This is a genomic window from Bifidobacterium pseudocatenulatum DSM 20438 = JCM 1200 = LMG 10505, from assembly GCF_001025215.1.
Classification (GTDB): domain Bacteria; phylum Actinomycetota; class Actinomycetes; order Actinomycetales; family Bifidobacteriaceae; genus Bifidobacterium; species Bifidobacterium pseudocatenulatum.
This window is the reverse complement of record NZ_AP012330.1, coordinates 1,090,424-1,115,460: the sequence shown is the minus strand read 5'-3', so window position 1 is coordinate 1,115,460 and position 25,037 is coordinate 1,090,424. Positions and strand designations below refer to the sequence as shown.

The following is a 25,037-nucleotide window of genomic DNA, read 5'->3' as shown; positions in this document are numbered from 1 at the left end:
TATCGTCACTCCGTGCGTTCCGCGCCGGCATGGTTGAGTACATGCTTCAACGGGTTCGGCACCGACACGTCCGGCCTGCGCAAATACAACGGTTCGACCGGCTCCGGATTCACCAAAGACTGTTGCGAAGTGGCGAAGGCCGCGAATCGTTCCAATCCGGACGCGCCCTCGTCGAGCAGCGCCTGATCGCGCACTTCGCCGCCTTCGGGAAGGCTTGCCCACGATTGCGCGTATTTCGCCGCTCCATGGCCGACGACGTCGACCACATATTCCACGTTCGGATCGGCCTGGCGAAGCCGTTCCAGCACCTCGTTGACACGGTTCGCAATCGATTCGGGATAGTCGATATCCATGTCGATCAGGGTTTCCACACAGCCGTTTTCAACGTTTGCGTCATGGTCTTCGCCTGCGCTGCCACCGGCCTCATAGCCGCTGCCATCCAACAATGTGAAATACAGCTGCTTGCGTCGCGCATCGTTCACGGCGAGCGTCAGATGATGGCGGCCGTCATGCTCCGCGTTGCGCACAAGCACCTGCGGGGAAAGCACATTCTGCCCGATAAGCTGTGCACCGGTGGCGAAGGCGAGCGCTTTGGCTGCAACGATTCCTGCGCGTAGTCCGGTGAAGGGTGCAGGTCCGATGCCTACGATGATGCGGTCGATGTTTTCCGGTTTGAGGCCGGCTTGTTCCACGGTTGTGGCGATGTTCACCTGTAGTTTTTCGACGTGGGTGCGTGAGTCGGTTTCGACGATGGGGTCGTGTCCGACCATGCCGACGGTTGAGCCGTATGAGGTGTCGATCACCAGTGTCTGCATTTTGTGGAAACTCCTTATGCCAAGCTGGGAACTACTGTACAACCGATGCTGGAATCGTGCTTGCTGCTGGTGTTTTAGCGGTTGTTGCGTGTGATGTCGAAGGTTTGCCAGGATGCGCCGACGGGAATGAAGGTTACAGTGCGGGTGCCGTTGCTGGTGAGTTCGTTGTCGGCTCTGCTTGTTTCGTCTGTGCTAACGGTGTTGAGTGGCCGGTCGATGTGGATTTCGAGGCGTTCCGGTGCGAGCGCGGCTGCCATCTGTTCTCCCCATTCCATGAGGATGATGGTGTTGTCGCTGGGGTCTTCGAGTTCTTCGTCGAGTCCGAGGGATTCGAGTTCATCGAGTAGTCGTTCGATGGCATTTTGGCCTGGGGCATAGGCGTTGCCGCCGAGTCGGTAGGCGTCGACGTGTATGAGGTGGGCGGAGTTACCGCTGGGGAATTGGCCTTTGAGTTCGCGTGCGATGGTGAAGGTTGGCGAGACGATGGGTTCGCTGATGTTGAGTCCTGCGCCGAAGCCTTGTGCGAAGGTGGTTTTTCCTGCGCCGAGTGGCCCTGAGAGGAGTATGACGTCTCCGCCGTGGGTGAGGTGTGCGACTTGTTTGCCGAGTTCGCGCATGGCTTCGCCGGTTGTCGCTTCGACGGTGACGGTTTTGGCAGTGCCTTCGCTGGTGTTTTCGTTGGCGTCAGTAATGGTTGCCTCGCTCATGTTAGTTGGTTCGTCCTTTGCTGCTGATCAGTTCGATGGATCGTTCTAGCGCGTAGACAGGGTCCGATCCGTTAGTTTTGCTTTGTTCGTCGGCCCATGCGAGCATTTGGATGCATCGTCTCATGCCGTCGGAGGTCCATCCGGAGAGCTGTCTGGTGGCGTTTTTCAGCACCCATGAATTGGTTTTCGCTTCCGCTTCGCTGATGGTGCCGGAGCGTACGGCTGAGGCTTTGGCCATGGTGCGTAGTTTCATGGCGAGCGCTCCGATGAGTGCGATTGGCGCGGTGCCTTGTTCTATTGAGGCTCGCATGGCGATGATGGCGTCGGCGGCACGTCCGGAGAGTGCGAGGTCGGCGACACGGAAGCCGTCTACTTGGGGATTTGCTGTGAGGTATTGGTTGACGCGTTCCAATGTTATGGGATTGTCGTCGAAGTCGAAGCAGAGTTGTCCTGCCATGGCTGCGAGTTCGCCGGTTTTGTCGCCGAGTACGGCCACGAGTTGTTGTGCGGCCATGGGTTCGATGCGTCGGTTGCGTCGTTCGAAGCATTGTATGGTGAAGTTGAGTTTCGCTTCGGCTTTTTTGAGGTCGGCTACGGTTTCTTTGACGGCTCCGGCTTTGGTGAGTTGGTCGATGAGTCGTTTGCCTTTGATGCCGCCTTCGTGTTGGCAGATGACGACGCTGGCTTCGGCTGGATTGTTGACGGCTTGCTTGCAGTAGGCGACCATGGTTTCGCCGAGTTTGTCGTCGGCGTTTTGCAGGTTGGATACGATGACGATTGATCGTTCGGAGAGCAGTGATGGGCTTACCGCTTCGTCGAAGGCGTAATGATCGGCGTTGGTTGCGTCGAGTTCGATGGTTTCCGCGTCGGGGTGTTTGCGTTGCGCTTGGTGGCGCAGGTCGCGTACGGTCTGCTCGTTGAGGTACGGGTCGCCTCCGTAGATGAGGTGGAAGGGCGTTGTTGCGGATGGTTTCGGCATAGTATTCAATCTCGCTGTATCGGTGGACAAGATTCATTCGTTCCATTTCATGGTTTTGAGCGCGTTGTAGGTTCGTTCGCCCCATGCTTTCGCCCGTTCGATCGGATTGTGTATGAGGCGTCGGCCCGGCAGGTTTGGTTCCGTTGTGGTGATGCGGGCGAAGAGTGTTCCGGCGAATCGTGCGGTCGTGTATCCGATGATTTCGACGAGGATGATCAGTAGCGCGCCGCCTGCGTCTCCGGTCCATGGAATGGTGGCGTGGTCTCCTGATCCGAGGTTGAGGGCCATGAATTCCATGATGGCGGTGCCCCATGAGGCGAGGCTGGCGAATATGAACCCGAGGCTTGGCAGTATCCATGAGATGGCGAGACTGGCGAGTCCGGCAAGTGTAGAGAATCCCACGAAGGGTGCGACGACCAGATTGGCTGGAATGGAGTAGACCGGCAGTTCTGGTTCGATAAGCACTTGGATCGGCAGGGTGAAGAGTTGCGCGGCGATGGTCATGGCCATGGTTTGCGCGATGAATGCCGGCATGATCGGTGTGAGCCATGCGCCTAACGGTCCTGCGAACAGTACGATGCCAAGTACGGCGGCGCATGACAATGCGAATCCGAAACTGCGTGACATGTGCGGATTGACCATGAGCATGCCCAACGTGGTCCAGCTGAGGGTTGACAGGGCTTGCGTTCTTCGGCCGAGGAACAGGAAGCCCGCTCCCGCCAAACCCATGAGCAGGGCGCGCGACACCGAATCGGATGGGAACACGCACATCGCCAGCATGATGTACGACGCGCCGATGGCGATGGCCGTGACGCGTTTGGGCAGCAGCAGGAACGAGCAGACGGCGCGCACCAGGGTGGCGACGACCGCAAGATGCCCGCCGCTGACCGCCATCAGATGCAGTATGCCCGAACGTTGGAAGGCATTTTCAAGCAGATTGGCGTATGTGGAATCAATACCCGTGCCCGTCTGGCCATTGCCACTATCTGGAGGAACGTAATCCTGCCCAAGAATACCTAAGGTCAGGCCGGGAACGAGCACTTTCCCTTGGTCGGAAAGCCGTGACGTCTGTTCGAAGAACGCCTGCTGCATCATGCCGATCGTGCGCAATGCGAGGTTCGGTCCCCGTATGCGTTCCACGGAGGCGATGTCCGTCAGCCATAGCGGCATGGCACCGTATTGCGATATGGCGAGCGTGCCCCGCATCCGGTATTCGCCGCCTTGTTTGAGCGTGCCACAGTCCGGCCGGTCCGCATAGACGCGCACCCGCATCATGCTTGGCTGCGTGACCTGGCTTGCCGTGATCGTTGAGATCGTCGCATCAATCTGGCAATCGTTTGCACGTCTGTTCGAATTCACTGCGGGAGATGTCGTACGTACCAGCGTGACAACGTCGCTTTCGCCGTTTCTGGCCGCGTACGAGGCCACATCCCTCCATTGCAATACGTCGTAGGTCAACGCGGAAGACGCGCATGCCATCGCCGCGACCACGCATACGATAATGCTGAAATGCCATGCCGAGACCGCCCGCCGCACGCCAACCGGCACTCGCAGCATAGGCGATCGCAGGAACGGCAATCCCAATAATCCCAATAATGCCAGCAACGGTACCGCCAATGCCACAACGAGCAGCAGCATGCCGAACCGACCATCCCGTTCGACGCAATAGTCGAATCCCATATGCGTGGCCAAGCTCGCCGCCCACCCGCATAGGGCGGCCGGCAGCAGACGCCAATCCCTGCTCCCCTGCTCCCCATCCCGCCATTCGAACGTGTTTCCTCTCATCGTGCGCACACTTGGTCTCGGAATTTCGCCAGCGTTTTCTCGCCGATGCCTTTGACTTCCAACAGTTGGTCGACATTGTCGAAACGGCCGATCTGATTGCGATAGTCGATGATGCGTTGCGCGGTCACGGGACCGACGCCTTTCAAGGTCTGCAGTTCGTCGGATCCTGCGGTGTTGATGTTCAGCAGACCGTCAGCCGGATCGGCGGGCTCCGCTGGTCCGGATGTTGGTTCGCTCTGGCTGTCGGGTTCCGTGGATGGCTGCTGGCTTGGTGTTGTTTGCGTGGACGCCGTCTTGTCTTTCTCGGTTCCGTTCGCCTTCGATTGTTCGGATTGGGTGATCTGCGATTGTTGGAGCGCACTGTAGTGGACGGCCTGTTGGATGAGCATGGTCAGGCTTGCGCAGAGCGCGCACGACAGGGTGAGTATGGCGATGACCGCGTGGATTGGTTGGAAGACGAGTCGTGGACGGTCGCGTTTGGGCCGGTCCTGTTCAGTCGGTTTGTCGGAAGGCTTGACGCCGGCCAGATCCCGCAATGTGGGTTTTGCGGGTTCAGGCGATTGTTCAGTTGTCGCGATTGCAGTGGACGTTTCAGCCGCTGCGGAAATCTCGGATATTGAGGTTGTTTCGGATATCGCGGGAACAGCATGTTCGTTGCGAACGTTCTGCCCGCGCGCGTTCTTTCCACGTGTTTCGGGCATGCCAAGTCCGCGCAGCCGTTGCGCGGACTGCGATGCGGTTTCGGCTTGCCTGTTGCGCCTGCCCGGCGGGGTAACGATAATGCCCATGCATCCAAAGTGGAGGATGCATGGGCATGTTGTCCAGTCGAAACGGCCCCTGTGGTCGAAGGATGGGAGTTATCCACATGTTCGGCGTGTCGCCTTATGCGGAAACGGTTCCCACCCTGTTGGAAGCCTCGTCAAAGGTCTCGCCAGAAGCCGTTGGATCCGTTTTTCGAAATATCATTCCGCAGGAACGATGGACACGATCTTCGGAGCCTTGACGATGACCTTGCGCGGTTCCTTGCCGCCCAGACGATCGGCGACGGCTTCCAACGCCATCTTCTCAAGTTCCTTAGGATCGATGTCGGGCGAGACCTCGAGCTTGGCGCGCACCTTGCCCTTGATCTGCACGACCGCGGTGACGGCGTCCTGGCCGACATAGCGTTCGTCGGCCTTCGGCCATTCGGCGTGGGCCAACGATTCGCCGTGTCCGAGCTTGTTCCACAGTTCCTCGCAGATGTGCGGAGCGATCGGGGAAAGCATCAGAATCAACGGTTCGACGGCCGCGCGCGGCACTTCGTTGAGGCTGGTCAGATGGTTGTTGAGCACGATGAGCTTGGCGATGGCCGTGTTAGGACGCATCGCTTCCATTTCCACGGTCACGTCGGCGATCGTGTTGTTCAGCAGCTTCAGCGTCTTCGTGTCGAGCTTACCATCGGTGACGCGCACTTCGCCGGTGTTCTCGTCGACGACGTTGCGCCACAGGCGCTGCAGGAAGCGCATGGATCCGACCACGTTGCGCGTGTTCCACGGACGGGATTCGGCCAGCGGGCCCATGCCCATCTCATACAGGCGGAAGGTGTCCGCGCCGTAGTTCGCATACATGTCGTCCGGCGTGATGATGTTCTTCAGGCTCTTGCCCATCTTGCCAAACTCGCGGTTGGCGTGCTCTCCGTTCCAGGTGAAGGTCGGCTCTCCGTTGGCGTCGGCCGGGCCTTCCACCACTTCGGCGGCCGGCACGTACTGGCCACGGTCGTCGGTGTAGGCGTATGCCTGGATCATGCCCTGGTTGAACAGCTTGTGGAACGGTTCCGCGGAATCCACGAAGCCGAGGTCGAAGAGCACCTTGTGCCAGAAGCGGGAGTACAGCAAGTGCAGCACGGCGTGCTCCACGCCACCGATGTACAGGTCCACGCCGCCGGACTTGCCAGTGGTCTCGTTGTGGTTCGGGCCCATCCAGTAGTCGAACTCGCTCTTCTCCACCATGTGTTCGGTGTCGGTCGGGTCGAGGTAGCGCATGTAGTACCAGCAGGATCCGGCCCAGTTCGGCATGGTGTTGGTGTCGCGGTAGTAGGTCTTCTTGCCGTCGCCCAAGTCGAGTTCGACCTTCACCCAATCCTCGTTGCGGCTCAGCGGCGCTTCAGGATTGGATTCGGCGTCTTCCGGATCGAAAGTCTTCGGGCTGTAGTCCGGCACGTCCGGCAGGTTGATCGGCAGCTGGTCGTCCGGCAACAGATGCGGGGTGCCATCTTCGCCGTAGACGATCGGGAACGGCTCGCCCCAGTAACGCTGGCGGCTGAACAGCCAGTCGCGCAGACGGTAGCTGACCGTGCCCTTGCCGACACCAGCTTCTTCCAGCCATGCGTTCACCTTGTCGATGGCTTCGTCCACGCGCAGTCCATTGAGGCTCAACGCGTCGCCCTTGGCACGGGTGGCGTCCACAGCGGAGTTGATGACGATGCCGTCGTGGGAGACGAACGGAGCCTTGCCCTCATAGTTGGCCAGATCGTCGCCGGATTCCGGCAGCGGCTGCACGGTGTAGGTGACCGGCAGACCGAACTTGACCGCGAAATCGTAATCACGCTGGTCGCCACCCGGCACGGCCATGATGGCGCCGGTGCCGTAATCCATAAGCACATAGTCTGCGGTGAACAGCGGCAGCTTGGCTCCGGTGATCGGGTTGATGGCGTACAGGCCGGTGAACAGGCCGGTCTTCTCGCCCGCCTCGTCCACACGGTCCTTGGCGGTCTTGGATTCCGCGGCCATACGGTAGGCCTTCACAGCCTCGACCGGAGTGGCGTAGCCGCCCTTCCAGTCTTCCGGAGTCTCGGACGGCCATTCGGCGGGAACATCCTCGAGCAGATGATGCTCCGGGGAGACCACGGCGAACGTGGTGCCGAACAGGGTATCGGGACGGGTGGTGTAGATCTCCATGTCCTTGACGCCGTTCGGGGTTTCGACGTCGAAATGCACGGAAGCGCCGTGGGATTCGCCGATCCAGTTGCGCTGCATGAGCTTGACCTTTTCCGGCCAGTCGATGCCGTCAAGATCTTCGATCAGACGGTGGCCGTATGCGGTGATGCGCATGGACCACTGGCGCAGCTCACGCTGGAACACCGGGAAGTTACCGCGTTCGGACTTGCCTTCGGCGGTGACCTCCTCGTTGGCGAGCACCGTGCCCAGGCCCGGGCACCAGTTCACCGGAGACTTGGAGATGTATGCCAGGCGGAAGTCGTTGAGCACGTCGGCCTGCTCGGCTTCGGTCAGATCATTCCACTGCTTGCCTGCGAATCCCGGAATCTCACGCTCGCCGGATTCGAACTGCTCCACCAGCGTGCTGATCGGGCGTGCGCAGCCCTTGGAGCCAGACGGGTTGGTGGCATCCTCGTCGTACCAGGAATCGTAGATGCGGGAGAAGATCCACTGGGTCCAACGCACATAGCCCGGGTCAATAGTGGCGAAGGAGCGGCGGTTGTCGAAGCTCAGGCCCATACGATGCAGCTGGCGGCGCATGTTGGCGATGTTCTGCTCGGTGGTGATGCGCGGATGCTGGCCGGTCTGGACTGCATATTGCTCAGCCGGCAGACCGAAGGCGTCGTAGCCCATGGCGTGCAACACGTTCTCGCCCTTCATGCGGTGGTAGCGGCTGACCACATCGGTGGCGAGGTAGCCGAGCGGATGGCCCACATGCAGGCCCTTGCCCGACGGGTACGGGAACATATCCATGGCGAAGTACGACGGGCGTCCTTCGGCGTTGCGACCCTTGCCGTCCTTCAGATCGCCATTGACGTTGGCGGCCCAGAAGGTGCCTTCGTCATCCCAAATCTTCTGCCATTTTTCCTCAATGCCCTGAGCCAAATCCGCGTTGTAACGGAACGACGGTTCGGCTGGTTCGTTCGACTGCGTCTGCGCGCTTTTCTCAATGTCACTCATAATGCATGAAACTAGCCGCGCAACTGGACACTTCGCAAGGCGTCAATCATTATGCAAGAAGCGTTTTGCAAAGCGTCACGCAAGGCGGGGGCCGTCAGCCTTCCGACGCTGCCGAGAGCGTTATCGCGGGAGGGTTGAGCGACATGTCGGGAACGTAGCCGATCGACTGTTTCATCTTGTCTATGGCCTGCTTCCACGAGCCGTCGTCCATCATGGACTGCAATGCGGCGTCGATCTGTTTGGCCAGCGTGGATTGGCCGGATTTGACCGCGATCGCGTACGAACGTTCGCCGAACGTTTCGCCTACGACCTTGAGATATCCGCCTCCCCTGTTGGATGCGAGGCCCGCCGCTATGGCGTCATCTGCCGCGATGGCGTCCGCCTGCCCGATCATCAATGCCGTTTCGCATTGCGGATACGTGTCGCGTTCGCTCACGGTCACATCTTCCGCAAGATTTCGCACGCTGTAGGAGGGTATTCCTCCTTTGGCCACGCATACCGTCCTTCCGGCAAGATCATCGGTTCCGGTGATGGTTCCCGCACTGTCGGAACGTACCAACAATGCCGCATGCACAGTCAGATACGGTCCTGCAAGCTCAACCTCACCATCCTGAACGTCATCAGCGGCGAAAGCATCGACCACCATGTCCACGGTGCCGTCTTCAAGTGACGAAACGCGCGTCGACGGCAGCACCTGTTTGAACACGATCTGTTTTTTCGCGAATCCCAGCGTGTTCGCCACATATTGCGCCACGGAAATATCGAAACCCGAATACTCTCCCCCATGCAGAAAACCCAAACCAGGCTGGTCCGCGGCCACGCCAATCGCAATGGTCGGCCCCTGCGCGAGACCATTGGTCACTACGGAAATGGAAGTGCCGCACGCGCTCGTGCCCAATACGGTCGAAGCGGCGCATACCAGCGCCGCGATATTTCGTGACAGACGTGACAGACGTAGCATACGCGCGATTCTACGCGATTCTACTTGAACATGCGCGAACGCGTCAGGAACCAGGTGACAATGGCCGAAACGACCAGCGAGATTCCGATGATCACGGCGAAGCCCCACGGCTTGTCCGTCAACGGCATGCCTAGCATGCCCTCCTGGAAGTTCATGCCGTACATTGAGAAGATCAATGTCGGAATCGACAGCGTGATGGAGATGATCGTGAAGATGCGCATCACGTTGTTCAGATTGTTCGACACGATCGACGCGAACGCGTCGGTCATGTTGGCAAGAACGCCGCTGTAGATGTTGGCCATCTCGATTGCCTGCTTGTTTTCGGTGATGACGTCGTCGAGCAGATCCTCGTCTTCCGGATACTGCTTGATGCGCGGCAGCGTGGTCAGCTTTTCCATCACGATTTCGTTCGATTTGAGCGACGTGGTGAAGTAGACCAACGTTTTGCTCAGTTCGAGCAGCATGAGAATCTCACGATTCTGCATGGAATGGCGCAGTTTGAGTTCGAGCTTGTCGCTTTCGCGGTCGATGATACGCAGATACCGCAGATACATGGTGGCGTTGCGGTACAGGATCTGCAGGATGAAACGCGTTTTCATATACGTGTTGAAACCGCGGATCGTACCTTCCATGAACGGGTGCAACACCGGAGTGTCCTGCATGCAGACGGTGATGATGGCCGACTGCGTGATGATGATCGACAACGGGATGGTCTCGTACCAGTCTCGCCCGCCGCGCTCTTCGACGGTTGGAATGTCGACGATGATCATCGTGTAATCGTCTTCCACGTCCACGCGGGAGCGTTCTTCGTCATCAAGCGGGGCGCGCAGGTCGGCGAGATCAACGCCGGTTTCCATGGAAACGTTGGCGAGTTCCACATCCGTCGGATCCGAAAGGCATAACCAAGATCCGTTTTCGGGTTTTTGGATCTGCTCCACCTGGCCGTTAATCGTTCTGAACATTCTCAACATGTCTCTCACCCGCCTTTCGCGCTTTCCGACGTTCTATCGCTGTACGGCAGCCCGAATCCAACATCTCCGGCGATCGGTCTCTTGCGATCGATCTGGAACATTCGGGCAAACAACCTTATTTAGGATAGTCCCACCTTGAGAGTTGGCCGGCCGCGTGCCTGAGATTTCATCGAGAATTCATGTTCGACGCATGCGTCCGCGGCAGGCGACAGTCACTGCAGATCGTTGCGGTTACTGCGGATCACTGCACGATGGGCTTCCACAATGGCATGTTGGGGCCTCGCAATTCCTTCGGCCCATTCTCCCAATCGGTAAGCGCGGCGATGGCGGGACCTTGGTTGAAGGCGTCGAGCTTCCACTGCCATGTGTCGGGATCCGCAGGACCGTTGGAACCGCCTGTGTTGACGCTCATGCTCGTCCAGAAGGCGTTGCGCATGGCTCCGAGATTGTTGAGGTCGTCCGGATCCATGTCGAGCAGCACGGCGACGGTGGCCACGATCCACGATCCATGGCCGACTGCGAGCAGCGTGGTGGCCGTCGGATCATCGGCATGTTCGGCGATAATGCTTCGTATGGCTTGGGAGCCACGCTGGCCGGTATGCCTGCGGCTTTCGACGCCATGCTTGGTTTCGCCTCCGGTGTGGGCACGCCATGAATGGTAGTCGTCGGCGTACTGTTCGAGGATTTCCTCGCGGGTCATGCCTTCCCATTCGCCGAAGCTGCGTTCGCGCAGGCGTGGGTCGAGGGCTACGTCAAGTCCGAGAAGGTCGGCGATGGCGTGAGCGGTCTGTTGGGCGCGGAAAAGGTCGGATGATACGACGACCATGCGTCGGCTCGCGGCCGGTGCCTCGTTGATTTCGTTAAGATCGGCGAGATACGCGCCCTCGTACGCGGGTTGGGCGAGTTCATCATTATGGTCGGCGATGTGCGCGACTTTCGCCCAATAGTATGTTTTGGCGAGTTCATAAGCGCTTTGGTCGGCCTGCCACCTGCCGACGATGTCGAGGGGAATGTCGATTTGGCCTTGCAGTCGTCTTGCGAGATTGTATGCGGTGCGTCCGTGGCGCAGGAAGAGTACTTCGTCGATCATGCATTTCATTGTAGCTATGCCGTGCGAGTGTGGTGAGGGTCGCCCAGATGGCTGTGAGCGCGAATGCCGTGGTGGAGAGGGTTCCGTCGGTGAGGCATCCTGTTTCTGGCGGGCATTCGTCGTGGTTGGGGACGCGCGTTCCTGTGATGAGAAGCCGGTGGGTGTTGATGCCGTATGGGGTGCAGGTCATAAGGGTGGCCTGATCGGCGCTGGCGTCGTGTTTGTTTATCCAGGTGAAATCGTCGGGGGTGATGGTGCGGATTGTTTGCACTTGATAGGTGAGGGTTTCGCCGAGGGTGGTGATGGTGAATTCGTCACCTTCTCGGGCTTGGTCGAGTTTGGTGAACATGAGTTTGTCGGCGAGGCCCCGGTGTGCGGTGATGACGGTATGGGTTCCCGCTCCCCCGATTGGCAGGGATGTGCCTTCCCAATGCCCTGCGCCGATGGCGAGCGTCTGTTCGCTTGTTCCGTGACGTATGGGTAGGCTGATGCCGAGTTTCGGGTAGTTGATGGTTGCCATGACGTCGCTGGGTGGGATGACGAGTTGCCGATTGTATTCGTCGGGATTTTGCGTTGCGGGTTCGTCGTCTGTTTGGTTGCTGGTTTGGTTTGCGAGGCGCGCGTTGTAGAGTTTCGCCTGCCGTTTGCTTTCTTGGATTGCCTTGTTTGCGGTGTTGGTGATGGTGGCTGCGTACGCTTTGACGTTGGCTGCTTGTTGGATGTTGTCTTCGGCGCGCATGATCAGGGGGATGCTGATGATGAGTGCCGTTGCGGTGAGCATGGCGGTTCCCACGCACCATCGGATGATGCTGCGTTTGTTGGGCGCTTTTTTGTGCCGTGGTTTGCTATGCGGGGGAATCGCCATGTGTTGCCTATTGTCGGATGTTGGCTAGTCGTTGCTTGATCGGCACATGCGCAGCATGACGATGCCTCCTATGAAGAGGAGTGCCGCGATGCTGAAGAGCATGGTGAGGCCTGCCGCACCAGTCAACGGTATTTCGGTGATGGTACGGATGTTGGTGACGACCACGGTGTGGCTGTCGCCTTTTTTGATGAGGTTGTTGGGGTCGGATTTGACGTCGAGGCTCCACGTCATGTTGGTGTCGTCAACGTTGACGGTGACGACTGCGCTGGGCAGCATGAGCGACGAGTAGTCCTGGGGCGCTTGTGTTTCGGTGATGGTGTATTCGCCTTTGAGTCCTTGGATTTTGGTTTCGCCGGCTTCGAATGTGGTGGTTGTGGTGGTATCGCCGCTGGTGGCGAGGCGGTAGGTGCCGTTGCCGAGGGCCACGAGTTTCAAAGGCGTTTTGTCGCTGGCGCCTTGGGCGATGGCGAATTTCGCGCCGGTGAGCTTTTGGCTTTTGGCGTCGACCTTGCGTAATGCGATTTCACCGGTGCAGACTTTAACCTCGTTGCCGGGCTGGTTGTTGTGGTCCTGCCATGCGTTGGGATTGTGGGAGTATTCCAAGTCGATGGAGTTGACGTTGCAGGGGCTTCCGATGACCGCATTGCTGTTGAGTCTGGCCTTGTAGGTGACTGTGATCGTCGCGCCGACCGGCAGGGCCGCCTTTGATGCGTCCGAGGCGAGAATGTCTCCGTTGACGCCGAACAGCCAGCTGATGGTTTTGCCGTTGACGTTTTCCTTGTAGAACGTGCTCGCCAATGCTTTGCCGCCGACGGTGATCGAGGTGAGCGAACCATAGTCGAGACCCGCGCCAAGCGTATCGTTCAACGCAAGATAGTAGTGCTCGTAGCCTGTCCAGTTGGGGATTTTCTGCGTCACACGGTAGGTCAGGTCCTTGCCTATCGCTTCGGATGCGCTGTCTTTCCAGGCACTGCCGACGTTGACTTTTTTGTCTGGCGATTCCACGTTGGATACCTTGTAGATCACTTGCCCGAGGGTCAGGGTCGTGCCGCCGGCCGTACGTAGTTGGTTGACGCCGTTGACCGCGGTGCCGTTCATCATCATGATGGACGCGGTTGTTTTGATGGCGGTGCCGCTGCTTAGTGTGGTTGTCGCCGGTGTACGGTCCACGATGGCGTAGATTCCCGGTACGAGTACGTTGCCGGTCGACATGGTGGCTTTGTCTTGGCTGAGTGTGGAAACCGCCGTTCCATCCTGCTTGGCGAAGTTGGTTTGTTTGGCGAGGCTGTTGCAGAAGTTGCGTAGCTTTCCGCTCCATGGATCGCTGCGCGAGTCGGTCAGGTTCTTCACCACCCACACCATCGGATCGTTTTTGCCGTTGACGGTAAGGTTCGTATCGGTGGCTCCGGCCGCTTTGGCTGCCGCGGTGATGTCGGATGCCAATGCCGTGTTCGTGGTCAGATCGTAGCCGACGATCGTGTTGCCGTCCACGCTTGCGGCGGTATATGTGGCAAGCTGGATGGCGCGGAGGTCCTTGCCTTCGAGGCTTTCCCCGTTGCTTGCCTTCACGCTCATGGACTGCTTGACGCCTAAATCGCCGAGTTGCGGCGTGGCTTGGGCCGTGCCCGGCATGGCAAGAGCCGCGATCATGCCCAGCGCAAGCATGGAGGTCCATCGGCGGCGTATGGTGTGTTGTGTCATGGTTCACCTTCTTTGGTTGTTGGTTGTCGCATAGGCGTCTTCGCTTATGCGTGCAGACCAGCATGGCAGAAACCAATATTCGCCCGCCACCTCTTTAAGAAAATCTGTGGATAAGTGGATGAGCGAACACTTATCCACACTTATCCACAACCCATACATGCAACTGCCGTATAGGAATCCATGGTCGAACCGCCGCGAACGATATGCTGCAGATTCGCGATCTTCCGTTCCGATAACAGCGAACCGCAGACCGGACATACAGTCCCGTCTGCGGTTCTCCGATATTGTCGTTTCGACTGGTTCAGTATGGAACCGATCAGTCCTTGACGATGGTTTTGCCTGCCGTAGCGCCCGGAGTGAGATCCTGAATTTCCGTGATCTCCAAAACCGGAATGGTCATCGGCTTTTTCGTGCCGCGTTCTTCGGCGACTTTGACCTGTTCGTCATAGATGGCGTCATCGGAATGCAGCACGACGTTGCCGCGGAAACGGTATCCCTTCTTCTGTTCGAGGTTGGCGACCGCGACGACCAGATCACTGCCGTCAAGCAGGTTACGGTATGTCTGGCCCGCGGTGCGCTCGTGGTAGCCGATATGGTTGTTGTCGATGATGAACATGCTCATCTTCGGACCGAGATCGACCTGGCCTTCTTTGCTGATGGTGGCCACCCATGCGAGGTTGCTGTTGAGGAATCCCTTCATCTCATCGGTGAGATCTACCATGATGCCGTCCTTTCGTCTATATGCCCATGGAATGCGGGCATACTTTCAGACTACGACAAGAAACCCCACAACGCATGTTCGCCCAACGTGAATAACATCACATACGCGCTCCATCTGAAACCGAATTTAGGAGAGATAACACCTGTTTCGCACTTTGCTGAGGCATCAGACCACGATCATCCGCTATCCAATCAATCATGGAAAAGAAAGGATTGATTTTGGGTTGGCATCAGCGGTATCTGCTGGACGATATGCACGTCGAGTTGATTCGCAATGGGTTCAAAGACAAAGCCTGCAGCATGCCGATATCCGCACTTGGTTTAGATATTGTGTGTGAATTCCTTTATTCCATTGATGGGTTTTTCCCTCAAAAGAATTTATGCAGATTCAGACATTTCCGATTTAGCCTGGGCTTTTTGCGATGTGGCAATTCTTGTTTGCTGGCTTAGATATGTCAGACAGTATCTGCCAGAGAAAGCACAAAGGCATTTTATTCCATCCCCCATTCTCGCTTTGCTTGTATGCGCGTACGCAACGCCCCGGAGGCCCTGAATCTGAGAGGGCGTCTTCCTGTGAACTCGATGAGGCTCGCGCCCGCCAGCTCATCCACGTATTTGCGGATCGTCTGTTTCGTCAGCATGAGGTCGCCGCCTGCATCTTCGAGCGTCATGGACTTGGTGGTGTCGAACAGCTCCTCCTGCATGACTGCGTAGAGAAGCAGGGTCGCGTTCGTGGACAGTGCATGTTCCCTCCGTAGCTCGTCACGCAGGACGGTCGCCTTGTCGAGCTGGTCGATTTTGACGCCGAGCTCCTCGATCAGGGATTCCTGCGCCCGTTCGATGAGTCCGAGGATGGTGTATACGAAGAACGTGAGTTCCCCGCTGTTGAGTTTGTCCTCGGCCTCAGTGAACGCCTTGTAGTATTCGTTCTTGTTCTCCGCGATCGTCCTGGAGAGGGACAGCACGGTGGGCAGAGTGAGATCGTTGCTGAGGTAGAGCGCGAGCAGATACCTGCCTGTCCTGCCGTTGCCGTCGTAGAACGGGTGGATGTATTCGAACAGGAAGTGGCTGGCTATCGCCCGCTGCAGGAACGGTATGGTATCCGACCGGGCGAGGTCCATCATCTGTGCGAGCAGCGCTGATATCCGCGCCTCGCTGCTGACGCCGCTGTGGATGACGGTGCCGTGCGGTCCTTGGACCTCGACATCGCCTTTCCTGAACAGCTCCCCGTCGGGTCTGTTCTTGTCGTCGATCTCGTCGAGGGCTATCTTGTCGTAGATGTCCCTGATGTCCTCGAGAGTCTTGGGCAGTTCAACGTCGCGATTGGTGAGGTTGAGATACAGTTTCGCGAACTCGCCGAACCTGGCCTTCTCCATGTCGCCCTCGGTCCTGGCCTGCCGGGCTGCGGCCACGGCGGCTTCCGTCTCCTTCCGCGTCGACCTGACCCCCTCCATCTCGTTGGTGGCGAGCAATTCCTCGGATATGGCGTGGTAGATGTAGTTCCACCGCATGACTCCTGGGATGCTCCGCCACATGGCCGATACCCGGCGTTCGGCGAGGAGCACCTTCTGTGTGAGCATGCACACGCAGCGCGGCGTGGCGATGAACAGTTCGCCCAAGGGTGTGCCGATTCCGGTTGTGAATGTGGAGTCCGCTTCGAGGCGTTGTCTGACGAGCCGGTCGTGGTTGGCGTAGGAGTCCATGCTCCTGTCGGCGTGGAACAGCCGCGCCAAAGTCCTGTATTCCATGCTCATAACGGTCACTGCTTTCAAAAAGTCATTTATATTTTATGAGGATTATAAATTAGAAGCACTCATAAGACAAGACAAAGCATCTATGAATGAAAATTAACAATAAGCCCATGTCGGCTCTACCGTCCGTCGCCGACACCCCTGCCGACACGGGTCGTTCATGCGTCCGTCTGTTCGGCTTGTATACGATCTTGCCGAAGGTTCTCCGCGTCGTCGTGGAAGTCCTGTTTCTTTACCACCTTATAACCGGTTTCTATCACCTTGAACCGTTTTTGAGGTTCGGCAAGCACGTCCGCGAAACAGCGTCGTTTCAACAAAAAGGGCCACCCCTTACGGAGTGGCCCTCGATAATCGTGGAGCTAAGGGGATTCGAACCCCTGACCCTCTCCATGCCATGGAGATGCGCTACCAGCTGCGCCATAGCCCCAAAGTCTGCCCTGCAAACTCTGTATAATATACATCGCAGACATAAGTCACGCAAATTTCGGCGTGTCGCCCGCACTGAGGAATTGGCATGAGTAAAACCGCACTACGCAATCACCTTATGTGAACCTTATGCGGGCGACATGGGAAGTGCGCCACCAGCGACATTAGTTACTACTTGCATCTCCCGTCGAGCCGGTAGTACCGTCGGTGGATCCCGACGTGCCAGTGCCAGTCGAACCATCGGTTCCGCTGTTTCCGGATCCGGATGATGAGCCATCACCAGTGGTGCCGGACGTGCCTCCGTTTGAGCCAGTGCCGTTGGACGAATCCGTTCCGTTCTGGCTGGAACCATTGCTGGAATTATCGGATGACGACCCGCTGTTTCCGGACGTGGATCCATTGGTATTGCTCGATGTGCCGTTGGAAGTGGACGAGTCGGTGGATCCGTTGGTGGTTTTGTCGCTGCCGTCCGTGGTGGTTTCGTCGTTCGAATCCGTGGAATCGGACTTAGGCTTTTGCACGGGGGTCTGCCCGTCGCCAGTCTGATAGTCATCGGTATTTCCATGCGAAGGTACAACCTTCTCATGCACCACGTCACGCACCACGGTGTCCGTCCCCTGACCGCCGGTGAAAGCAAGAATCAATCCCGCGCTCACTCCCACACCAACCAAAGCACTGACGAATGCGATGATCGCCGGAGCGTACTTGCTATGCAACCAATTCGAGGAACGCTGCCCAGCATGCTGTACTCGGGCATCATGCGCGCTTCCGAGTGTTCCGGTCTTACCGGTAACTACGCCAACATCGCTGACGCCACGCTGTCCGTTCGGGAAAACGGAAGTCTCCCCTGCCCCGGCAATATCGCCGAGCGCACGAGTCGCATCCGCATATTCCTGTCCGGAGGAAATGACGCGCGGTAAACCGGACTGCGCTACCGCAGCCGTATCGGCAGACAATACCATCGTGACATCCGACGCAACAGGAGACGATCCAATAATCCTCGTCTCATCATCCTGTTCGGAAGAGCCAAGCACCTGCGTTTCATCCGCAGCTCGCTCATTCGAAACCGTCTCGCTACTCGACGGGAACGGCACGGCCTGTTGGATCTTCTCCCCTGATGCCTTCAAAACGTTCTTGTAGACCTGCGTGGCAACCGCGGAAACAACCGAACCCGCGGCCACACCAATCACCGATCCCGCGATACCGATTTTCGCGGAAAGTAGGAATGACGTGACCGCCGCCAGCGCACCCGCGCAAATCGACGAAAAAGAGATTCCCTTAAAAAAGTTTTTCACAAGCCATGACGATAGCTAATTTCGCTATGAAAGTACTGGCGATTCTGTGAAAAGCTTGAAAAAGCGGTGACAGACCAGCGTCCGACATCATGTATCGGCCGGCTACAGGCTGGCTACAGGCTGGGATGCTCCCATTCCTCGGAATCGGCGATAGCGGGACCGTGATTGTAGTCCATCAAACGCCAACGCAATGTGGAACCGATCTCCAATGGAATGAGCCGCACCCAGTGAGCGTTGCGCATCGACAAAATGTCGGCGAAATCGCCATGCGCATCCGCCATTCCCAGCAGCGTCTGCAACGTTTGAGAAATCCATGCACCATGCGAGAACACGTACAAGTCCGTGTCGGATCCGGCACGGAACGCCCAATCGTTCAACGCTTCGACGCCACGACGTCCGACTTCCTCCTTGGGTTCGGCACCGTATTTGAGTTCGCCGCCACGGAATTCAGCCCAGGAACGATAGTCTTCCGGGTACCGTTGCGCGAGTTCCTCAACCGGAATGCCTTCCCAATCGCCGAAGCTGCGTTCACGCACGCGGATGTCGGGATGCACTTCCAAGCCCAGCGGGTCGGCGAACGCATGCGCGGTGGCTGCGGCACGCCCCAGATCGGAACAGATGACCAGCCGGTTCGGAATATCGGGACGACGATCAACATACAGTTCACGCAATGCGTCGGCCGTCTGGCGAACCTGCCATTGTCCGACTTCGTCGAGGGGAATGTCGATCTGGCCTTGCAGACGATGCTGCGCATTGTAGGCGGTACGTCCGTGACGCACCAGCGTGATGGCGTGCACGTGTTCCGGTACTGCGCTGTTATGCTCAAGTTCGACGTTTCGAGGCATGCTGCTGCTCTCCGTTGCTTTCTCGATTATGGAATGTTTGCGAAAACTGCTTCGCTTGATATGAAAACATGCCTTCCGCATCTATACGGGAAGGCATGTTCATACGTGTTATTCCGCGATTTCCGCGGTCTCTTCGTCGGAAGTCTCCGGATGTTCGAGCTGCAGGTCGATGCTCGGGCAATCCTTCCACAAGCGTTCGAGGCGATAGAAGTCGCGGGACTCCTGATGCATGACGTGGATCACGAAATCACCATAGTCGAGCAGCACCCACTGGCCTTCGGTCAAGCCTTCGCGGGAACGCGGTTGACGCTTGCCGCTTTTGAGATACAGGTCCTTTTCGATCTCTTCGGCAACCGCCAACACCTGACGTTCGTTCGAAGCGGTGGCGACGAGCATCGCGTCGGTAATGGCCAATGGTTCGGTGACGTCGAAGGCAACAAGGTCGGTGGCCTTCATACGGTCGGCCGCGGCGGCGGCGATGCGGATGGCGTCGATGGAATCTTGTACTGCCGGCATATTCAGCGCTCCCATTCGGGCTTCCAGCCCTCTACTACATGTTGTGTGTTTTCGGAATAGACCATGGAATCGTCCGGAACGTCGTGGCGTACCACGGAACCGGCTCCGGTAGTGACGCCGCTGCCGACTTCGACAGGGGCCACGAACAGGTTGCCGGCACCGACGTGCACGTTCGATCCGATGGTGGTGTGGTGCTTGTGCACGCCATCATAGTTGGCGGTGATGGTACCGCCGCCGATATTGGTGTGCTCACCCAAGTCGGCGTCGCCAACATAGCTCAGATGCGGCACCTTGGTGCCGTTGCCGATGTGCGCCTTCTTCATTTCCACAAAGGCGCCGGCCTTGGACTCCTCGCCAAGATCGTTGCCCGGACGCAGGTACGTCCACGGACCGATGTTGGCCGCGCGACCGATGTGGGTTTCCTGCACGCGGGAACGCTCCACATGGGCGTCGGCATCGATGACCGCGCTGATAAGTGTTGTGTATGGGCCGACCTGCGCGCCCTCGCCGATCACAGTCTGGCCTTCCAGGAAGCATCCGGGAAGGATCACCGCATCGCGTTCGATACGCACGTCATCTTCGATCCACGTGGTTTCAGAGTCGAGAATGGTCACGCCCTTACGCATCCAATGCTCGCAGATACGCTTGTTGTGAGCTTTGGCGAGCGCTGCGAGCTGCACGCGGTCGTTGACACCTTCGACGCTCAACGGGTCGGGGGCGGCGAACGCACCGACGGCACCGTTGGCTTTGGCGGTTTCGAGTGCGTCGGTCAGGTAGAACTCGCCTTGGGCGTTGTTGGATTTGAGGTTGGCGATCGCTTCAGCCAGCAGTTTGGCATCGAACACGTAGACGGACGTGTTCACTTCATGCACGGCCAGTTCGCTGCTGTTGGCGTCCTTCTGTTCCACGATGCGCAGCACGTTGCCTTTGCTGTCGCGGATGATGCGACCATAGCCAGTAGGATCGTCAAGAATGGTGGTGAGCACGGTGGCTCCGTTGCCGCTTTGCTCATGGAAGGCAAGCAGCTGGTTCAACGTGTCGGCGTCGAGCAGCGGCATATCCGAAGCTGCGATCAGCACCGAGCCGTCAAGACCGCCTTGCTCCTTCAACTGCGTCATGGCGCACTGCACGGCTCGCCCGGTGCCGGGAATGTCGTCCTGATTGACGATGGTGACACGCTCATTGTAGGAGCGGGCCGCTTCGGCGACTCGTTCCGCCTGGTAGTGCACGACCACGGCCAACGTTTCAGGGTCGAGCGCCGACACGGAGTCCATCACACGGTTCAAAAACGTCTTTCCGGCCAAAGTGTGCAGCACTTTCGGCTTGTTGGAACGCATGCGGGTGCCCTCACCCGCCGCAAGAATAATCGCGGCACTTAATGCCATGTCTAATCTCCAATTCCTCCGGCTCTCACAAATCCAGACACGAAGCCAGTTATCCGACGTTCCATCTTAAAACGAGCCCTCCCTAAACGCAAAACAACCACGTCTCGGAATGACTTGTGGAGCGCTGGAATGTCAGCATGCGTGCCTCGGAATGACTACCGTCTGATAGACGACTATGGAAAACAGCAATAACTACAAGGCGTTGCGCCGGAGACGGAGCGGATAGATTGATGTCCGACATGAACGTGGGGGTATCTCACGTAATGTATCACCATTTTTTGGGAAGGGAATGATAGTAATGTCAGGCATCGCATATGATTGGATCGCCCTCGGCGTAGCCGCGATCCTGTTCGTCATCCTGGCGTTTCTCAAACGTAAGAAAAACGCGGGTTTCACCACACGCGTGTTGCTTGCAACGGCATTCGGTATCATTTTGGGAATCGCTTTCAACGGCCACACTGATTATGTCGGCGCGGTGGGTTCCATCTGGTCCAACGCAATTACCGCACTGGTGGTTCCGCTGCTGCTGTTCAGCATCATCTCCAGCATCACGAACCTTGGAGAGTCCATGCGCTTAAAGAGTATTGGTGCGAAAACCGTATTCTTCCTGCTGCTTAACACTGACGAAGTTGAATCCAATCCACTTCTTCAAAGCGTTCTTCCCTGCCGGAGTGGTCGCGTTCACCTCGGAAAGCAGCATCGGCACGATTCCAGTCACCGTGCGTCAGTTACGTAGCGCAGGCGTTCCAGGAGATATCGCCTCGTTCGTTGCCGGAACGGAGCCCTCACAGAGGGCAAATATCACGAATGACGCCAAATCCGATTCAGCCAACGTCTCCCACCAACAGAGCGGTTTCGCTCTGAACTTCGCACCCAATGCAATGTTCTCCGCCAGTGGAGATGACGCCTGCTGCGGCACGAAGCCGAACAAATAATCCATCCATAAATCAACAGACACCTGTGGGAGAATACCGGATCGAAGTGTTCGAACGACGTTAGGCTGTCAGAGCATGCCGAGCAGCTCGGCCTCGTCACGCATGGCGCGGTACAGCATCCACTCCTGCCTGGCGTCGGACAATGCGCGGTGCTCCTCCATGTCGGCGATGTGGTAGTCGACGATGAGGGTGGAAACTTTGTGGCTTCGTTTTTCCGGATGCAGTCGACGGCTGAGGTCCAGAGTGTCGACGAAATGGTGCGCAAAGCGCGCGTCTCGCTCCGAGTAAGCGAGCTGTACAGCATTGTCGAGGAACGACATGTCGAAGGACGCATTGTGCGCCATGACCACGGCTGTGTCCGAACACCAGCGTGCAAACTCATCCATGACTTCACGCACATCCGGTTTGCCGAGCAGCATGCCATCGTCGATTCCCGTCAAACCAGTGATTCTTGACGGGACGTGTTCGAACGGGTTGATGAGCTGGTCGAATTCGTCAACCAGCTCATCATTACGGATTTTGACCGCGCCGATCTCAATGAGCTTGGCACCTTTGCGCACACTCAATCCGGTTGTTTCCGTATCGATCACGATGTAATCCGTGAATCGTCCGGACAACGGGTCCAAACGTCGGGAATCGCCACTTCTATGCGCTGCCATTCATCTCACCTCTGCTCTTTCATTTGCGATGTATAGCTTAATCATTCCAACCTGACTTTCTTAGCCGGGGAAACATAACAAAAAAGATCCTGCAGCATGACGCTACAGGATCAATGAACCGTTATTCAGGCTTTACCGCAAAGCTCGTTCAGCGGGTCGGAGCGACCGTGACCGGGCAACGCTGGAAGCTTTTGAGATCGACATAGCCGGTGGTTGCCATGGCACGACGGAGCGCGCCAATGTAATTGGTGGTGCCGTCCGCATTGTGGCTGGGGCCAAACATGATATCTTCCAGGGTGCCGACGGTGCCGACGTTCGTGCGGAAGCCGCGCGGAAGCGTCTGATGACGGGCTTCGGCACCCCAATGCATGCCCTTGCCCGGAGCTTCCTCGGCACGGGCCAGCGGAGAGCCAAGCATCACGGCATCGGCGCCAAGCGCGAACGCCTTGATGAAGCTGCCGGAGTCGCCCATGCCGCCGTCGGCGATCACTTGGACGTAACGGCCGCCGGACTCGTCCATGTAGTCGCGGCGGGCTTCGGCCACGTCGGCGATGGCGGTGGCCATCGGAGCGTGAACACCGATGGTGTTGCGGTTCGCGGATACTGCGCCGCCGCCGAAGCCGACGAGCACGCCGGCCGCGCCGGTACGCATCAAGTGCAGGGCCGCGGTGTAGTTGGCGGCGCCGCCTACGATGACGGGCACATCCAGATCGTAGATGAACTTCTTCAGGTTCAATGGCTCGTGATCCTGGGAGACGTGCTCGGCGGAAACGACCGTGCCGCGGATGACGAACAGGTCGACGCCCGCTTCGAGCACGGTCGAATAATAGTCCTGCGTGCGCTGCGGGGACAGGGCGCCCGCAACGGTGACGCCGGCGTCACGAATCTCATGCAGACGCTCGACAATGAGCTCCGGCTTGATCGGCTCGGCGTAGATCTGCTGAATACGCTCGGTCGCGCTTTCGGCCGGCAGTTCGGCGATCTCGTCAAGCAGCGGCTGCGGATCGTCGTAGCGGGTCCACAGGCCTTCGAGGTCGAGCACGCCAAGCGCGCCCATCTTGCCCATGGCGATGGCGGTGGCCGGGCTGGTCACCGAATCCATCGGAGCGCCGATAACCGGCACGTCGAATTCATAAGCGTCAACCTGCCACGAGGTGGACACATCCTGCGGATCGCGAGTACGACGGGAGGGAACAATGGAAACGTCGTCCAGAGAGTATGCCAGACGGCCCTTCTTGCCCAAACCGATTTCAATTTCCTGAGACATGTTTTCAAGGCTAATGCTCAGCAATGACAGTATGCAAGAGCGTGTCACCTGCCGCCACACCGTTTTTTGGACATTAACAGGTGCCGTTAACACGTTCGTTATAAGACAGGAACTTATCACCTTCAATCCCGACAGGAGGGCAACACATGGCCAAAATCAAGGTCGAAGGCAAGGTCGTCGAACTCGACGGCGACGAAATGACCCGCGTCATCTGGAAAGATATCAAGGATCGCCTGATCCTTCCATACCTCGACGTGGATCTCGAATATTACGATCTCGGCATCGAAAACCGCGATGCCACCGACGATCAGGTGACCGTCGACGCGGCGAAGGCCATCCAGCGTGAACATGTCGGCGTAAAGTGCGCCACCATCACGCCGGATGAGGCGCGTGTCAAGGAATTCGGCCTGAAGAAGATGTGGAAGTCCCCCAATGGCACCATCCGCAATATTCTCGGCGGAACCATTTTCCGCGAGCCGATCGTGATGAGCAACGTTCCGCGCCTGGTTCCCGGCTGGACCAAGCCGATTGTAGTAGCCCGCCATGCGTTCGGCGACCAGTATAAGGCCACTGATTTCAAGGTTCCGGGGGCAGGCACGCTCACCGTCACCTTCACTCCGGAAGATGGTTCCGAGCCGATCGAACATGTCGTGTACAACTATGGTGCCGACGGCGGCGTGGCCCAGGTGCAGTACAACGTGAACGATTCCATCCGTGGTTTCGCCCGCGCCTGCTTTAACTATGGTCTGATGCGCGGCTATCCGGTGTATCTTTCCACCAAGAACACGATTCTCAAGGCATACGACGGCCAGTTCAAGGATACGTTCGCCGAAGTGTTCGAAAACGAATACAAAGACAAGTACGCCGCAGCGGGCCTGACTTATGAGCATCGTCTGATCGACGACATGGTGGCCAGCTCCCTCAAGTGGCATGGCGGCTACATTTGGGCCTGCAAGAACTATGATGGCGACGTGCAGTCCGATTCCGTGGCGCAAGGCTTCGGCTCTCTCGGCCTCATGACCTCCGTGCTCATGACCCCTGACGGCCAGACCGTCGAGGCCGAGGCCGCACACGGCACTGTGACCCGCCACTACCGCCGCTGGCAGAAGGGCGAGAAGACCTCCACCAATCCGATCGCATCGATTTTCGCTTGGACCGGCGGTCTCAAGCACCGCGCCGACTTGGATAACACTCCGGAAGTCAAGTATTTCGCCGAAACTTTGGAGAAGGTCATCGTGTCTACCGTTGAAGGCGGTCAGATGACCAAGGATCTCGCCATGCTCGTTGGTCCGGATCAGGCCTGGCTTGACACCGAAGGCTTCATGAACGCTTTGGACGAGAATCTCGCCAAGGCTCTGGCCGAATGACCTAGCGAAATAACCTTTGGCTGAACGGCCAGCAGCAGGCTCAAAAGGGCTGGATATGTATG

At 58.0% G+C, this 25,037-nt stretch carries 22 protein-coding genes and 1 tRNA gene; 3 read left to right on the top strand and 20 right to left on the bottom strand.

Features of this window, described 5'->3' with window-relative positions; translation table 11 throughout:
* Window positions 1-5: 5 nt before the first annotated feature.
* From tsaB to glmU, 18 genes are all read right to left on the bottom strand, one after another.
* The gene (gene tsaB / locus BBPC_RS04615; protein ID WP_004222000.1) at window positions 6-815 is read right to left on the bottom strand and encodes a tRNA (adenosine(37)-N6)-threonylcarbamoyltransferase complex dimerization subunit type 1 TsaB; all 810 of its coding nucleotides are present in this window, start codon (window positions 813-815) and stop codon (window positions 6-8) included.
* 74 nt (window positions 816-889) lie between these two features.
* Complete coding sequence (gene tsaE, locus BBPC_RS04610) at window positions 890-1,432, bottom strand: tRNA (adenosine(37)-N6)-threonylcarbamoyltransferase complex ATPase subunit type 1 TsaE (protein WP_095279867.1); 543 nt, start codon at window positions 1,430-1,432, stop codon at window positions 890-892.
* A 91-nt stretch (window positions 1,433-1,523) separates the two neighbouring features.
* On the bottom strand, window positions 1,524-2,501 hold the full coding sequence (gene holA / locus BBPC_RS04605) for a DNA polymerase III subunit delta (RefSeq protein WP_004221993.1): 978 nt from the start codon (window positions 2,499-2,501) through the stop codon (window positions 1,524-1,526).
* 33 nt (window positions 2,502-2,534) lie between these two features.
* Window positions 2,535-4,286, bottom strand: a complete 1,752-nt coding sequence (locus tag BBPC_RS04600; RefSeq protein ID WP_004221991.1) for a ComEC/Rec2 family competence protein — start codon at window positions 4,284-4,286, stop codon at window positions 2,535-2,537.
* A complete protein-coding gene (locus BBPC_RS09805) occupies window positions 4,283-5,074 on the bottom strand; it encodes a ComEA family DNA-binding protein (protein ID WP_004221989.1) in 792 nt (263 codons plus the stop codon). Before BBPC_RS09805 ends, BBPC_RS04600 begins: the two co-directional genes overlap by 4 nt.
* Window positions 5,075-5,248: 174 nt before the next feature.
* Window positions 5,249-8,221, bottom strand: coding sequence for a leucine--tRNA ligase (gene leuS, locus BBPC_RS04590; protein ID WP_004221986.1), 2,973 nt, complete (start codon window positions 8,219-8,221; stop codon window positions 5,249-5,251).
* Between the two features lie 94 nt (window positions 8,222-8,315).
* The gene (locus BBPC_RS04585) at window positions 8,316-9,182 is read right to left on the bottom strand and encodes a transporter substrate-binding domain-containing protein (protein ID WP_022245649.1); all 867 of its coding nucleotides are present in this window, start codon (window positions 9,180-9,182) and stop codon (window positions 8,316-8,318) included.
* Window positions 9,183-9,202: 20 nt separating this feature from the next.
* Window positions 9,203-10,153, bottom strand: coding sequence for a magnesium transporter CorA family protein (locus BBPC_RS04580; RefSeq protein WP_003834895.1), 951 nt, complete (start codon window positions 10,151-10,153; stop codon window positions 9,203-9,205).
* Between the two features lie 241 nt (window positions 10,154-10,394).
* The gene (locus BBPC_RS04575; RefSeq protein ID WP_072043554.1) at window positions 10,395-11,183 is read right to left on the bottom strand and encodes a histidine phosphatase family protein; all 789 of its coding nucleotides are present in this window, start codon (window positions 11,181-11,183) and stop codon (window positions 10,395-10,397) included.
* Window positions 11,116-12,024, bottom strand: coding sequence for a class C sortase (locus BBPC_RS09565; protein ID WP_147327258.1), 909 nt, complete (start codon window positions 12,022-12,024; stop codon window positions 11,116-11,118). The genes BBPC_RS04575 and BBPC_RS09565 overlap by 68 nt, the downstream gene beginning before the upstream one ends.
* 108 nt (window positions 12,025-12,132) lie before the next feature.
* A complete protein-coding gene (locus tag BBPC_RS04560; RefSeq protein ID WP_022245646.1) occupies window positions 12,133-13,809 on the bottom strand; it encodes an isopeptide-forming domain-containing fimbrial protein in 1,677 nt (558 codons plus the stop codon).
* Between the two features lie 316 nt (window positions 13,810-14,125).
* Window positions 14,126-14,530: a pyridoxamine 5'-phosphate oxidase family protein gene (locus BBPC_RS04555; RefSeq protein WP_004221972.1), complete on the bottom strand. Its 405-nt coding sequence runs from the start codon at window positions 14,528-14,530 to the stop codon at window positions 14,126-14,128.
* 490 nt (window positions 14,531-15,020) lie between these two features.
* Window positions 15,021-16,283 carry a Fic family protein gene (locus BBPC_RS04550; RefSeq protein ID WP_004221966.1) on the bottom strand — a complete coding sequence of 421 codons (1,263 nt, stop codon included), beginning with the start codon at window positions 16,281-16,283 and terminating at the stop codon, window positions 15,021-15,023.
* A gap of 351 nt (window positions 16,284-16,634) precedes the next feature.
* A tRNA-Ala gene (locus tag BBPC_RS04540) sits at window positions 16,635-16,707 on the bottom strand.
* 163 nt (window positions 16,708-16,870) lie between these two features.
* Complete coding sequence (locus BBPC_RS04535) at window positions 16,871-18,001, bottom strand: hypothetical protein (RefSeq protein ID WP_004221963.1); 1,131 nt, start codon at window positions 17,999-18,001, stop codon at window positions 16,871-16,873.
* A 113-nt stretch (window positions 18,002-18,114) separates the two neighbouring features.
* A complete protein-coding gene (locus BBPC_RS04530) occupies window positions 18,115-18,846 on the bottom strand; it encodes a histidine phosphatase family protein (protein ID WP_022244725.1) in 732 nt (243 codons plus the stop codon).
* Window positions 18,847-18,954: 108 nt separating this feature from the next.
* The gene (gene rsfS, locus BBPC_RS04525; protein ID WP_022244726.1) at window positions 18,955-19,362 is read right to left on the bottom strand and encodes a ribosome silencing factor; all 408 of its coding nucleotides are present in this window, start codon (window positions 19,360-19,362) and stop codon (window positions 18,955-18,957) included.
* Window positions 19,363-19,364: 2 nt separating this feature from the next.
* On the bottom strand, window positions 19,365-20,747 hold the full coding sequence (glmU, locus tag BBPC_RS04520) for a bifunctional UDP-N-acetylglucosamine diphosphorylase/glucosamine-1-phosphate N-acetyltransferase GlmU (protein ID WP_004221957.1): 1,383 nt from the start codon (window positions 20,745-20,747) through the stop codon (window positions 19,365-19,367).
* 298 nt (window positions 20,748-21,045) lie between these two features.
* Here glmU and BBPC_RS04515 point away from each other — a divergent pair, with 298 nt between their 5' ends.
* Complete coding sequence (locus BBPC_RS04515; protein WP_022244728.1) at window positions 21,046-21,483, top strand: cation:dicarboxylate symporter family transporter; 438 nt, start codon at window positions 21,046-21,048, stop codon at window positions 21,481-21,483.
* Entirely contained in the window at window positions 21,419-21,682 is a 264-nt protein-coding gene (locus BBPC_RS10025; protein WP_231857848.1) for a hypothetical protein, read from the top strand. The genes BBPC_RS04515 and BBPC_RS10025 overlap by 65 nt, the downstream gene beginning before the upstream one ends.
* A gap of 68 nt (window positions 21,683-21,750) precedes the next feature.
* Here the strand turns inward: BBPC_RS10025 and BBPC_RS04510 are convergent, their stop codons facing one another.
* A complete protein-coding gene (locus tag BBPC_RS04510; protein ID WP_004221936.1) occupies window positions 21,751-22,341 on the bottom strand; it encodes a 3'-5' exonuclease in 591 nt (196 codons plus the stop codon).
* Window positions 22,342-22,489: 148 nt separating this feature from the next.
* Window positions 22,490-23,608, bottom strand: a complete 1,119-nt coding sequence (locus BBPC_RS04505) for a GuaB3 family IMP dehydrogenase-related protein (RefSeq protein WP_004221934.1) — start codon at window positions 23,606-23,608, stop codon at window positions 22,490-22,492.
* A 146-nt stretch (window positions 23,609-23,754) separates the two neighbouring features.
* Between BBPC_RS04505 and BBPC_RS04500 the strand changes: the two genes are divergently transcribed.
* A complete protein-coding gene (locus BBPC_RS04500) occupies window positions 23,755-24,975 on the top strand; it encodes an NADP-dependent isocitrate dehydrogenase (RefSeq protein WP_004221932.1) in 1,221 nt (406 codons plus the stop codon).
* Window positions 24,976-25,037: the final 62 nt, after the last annotated feature.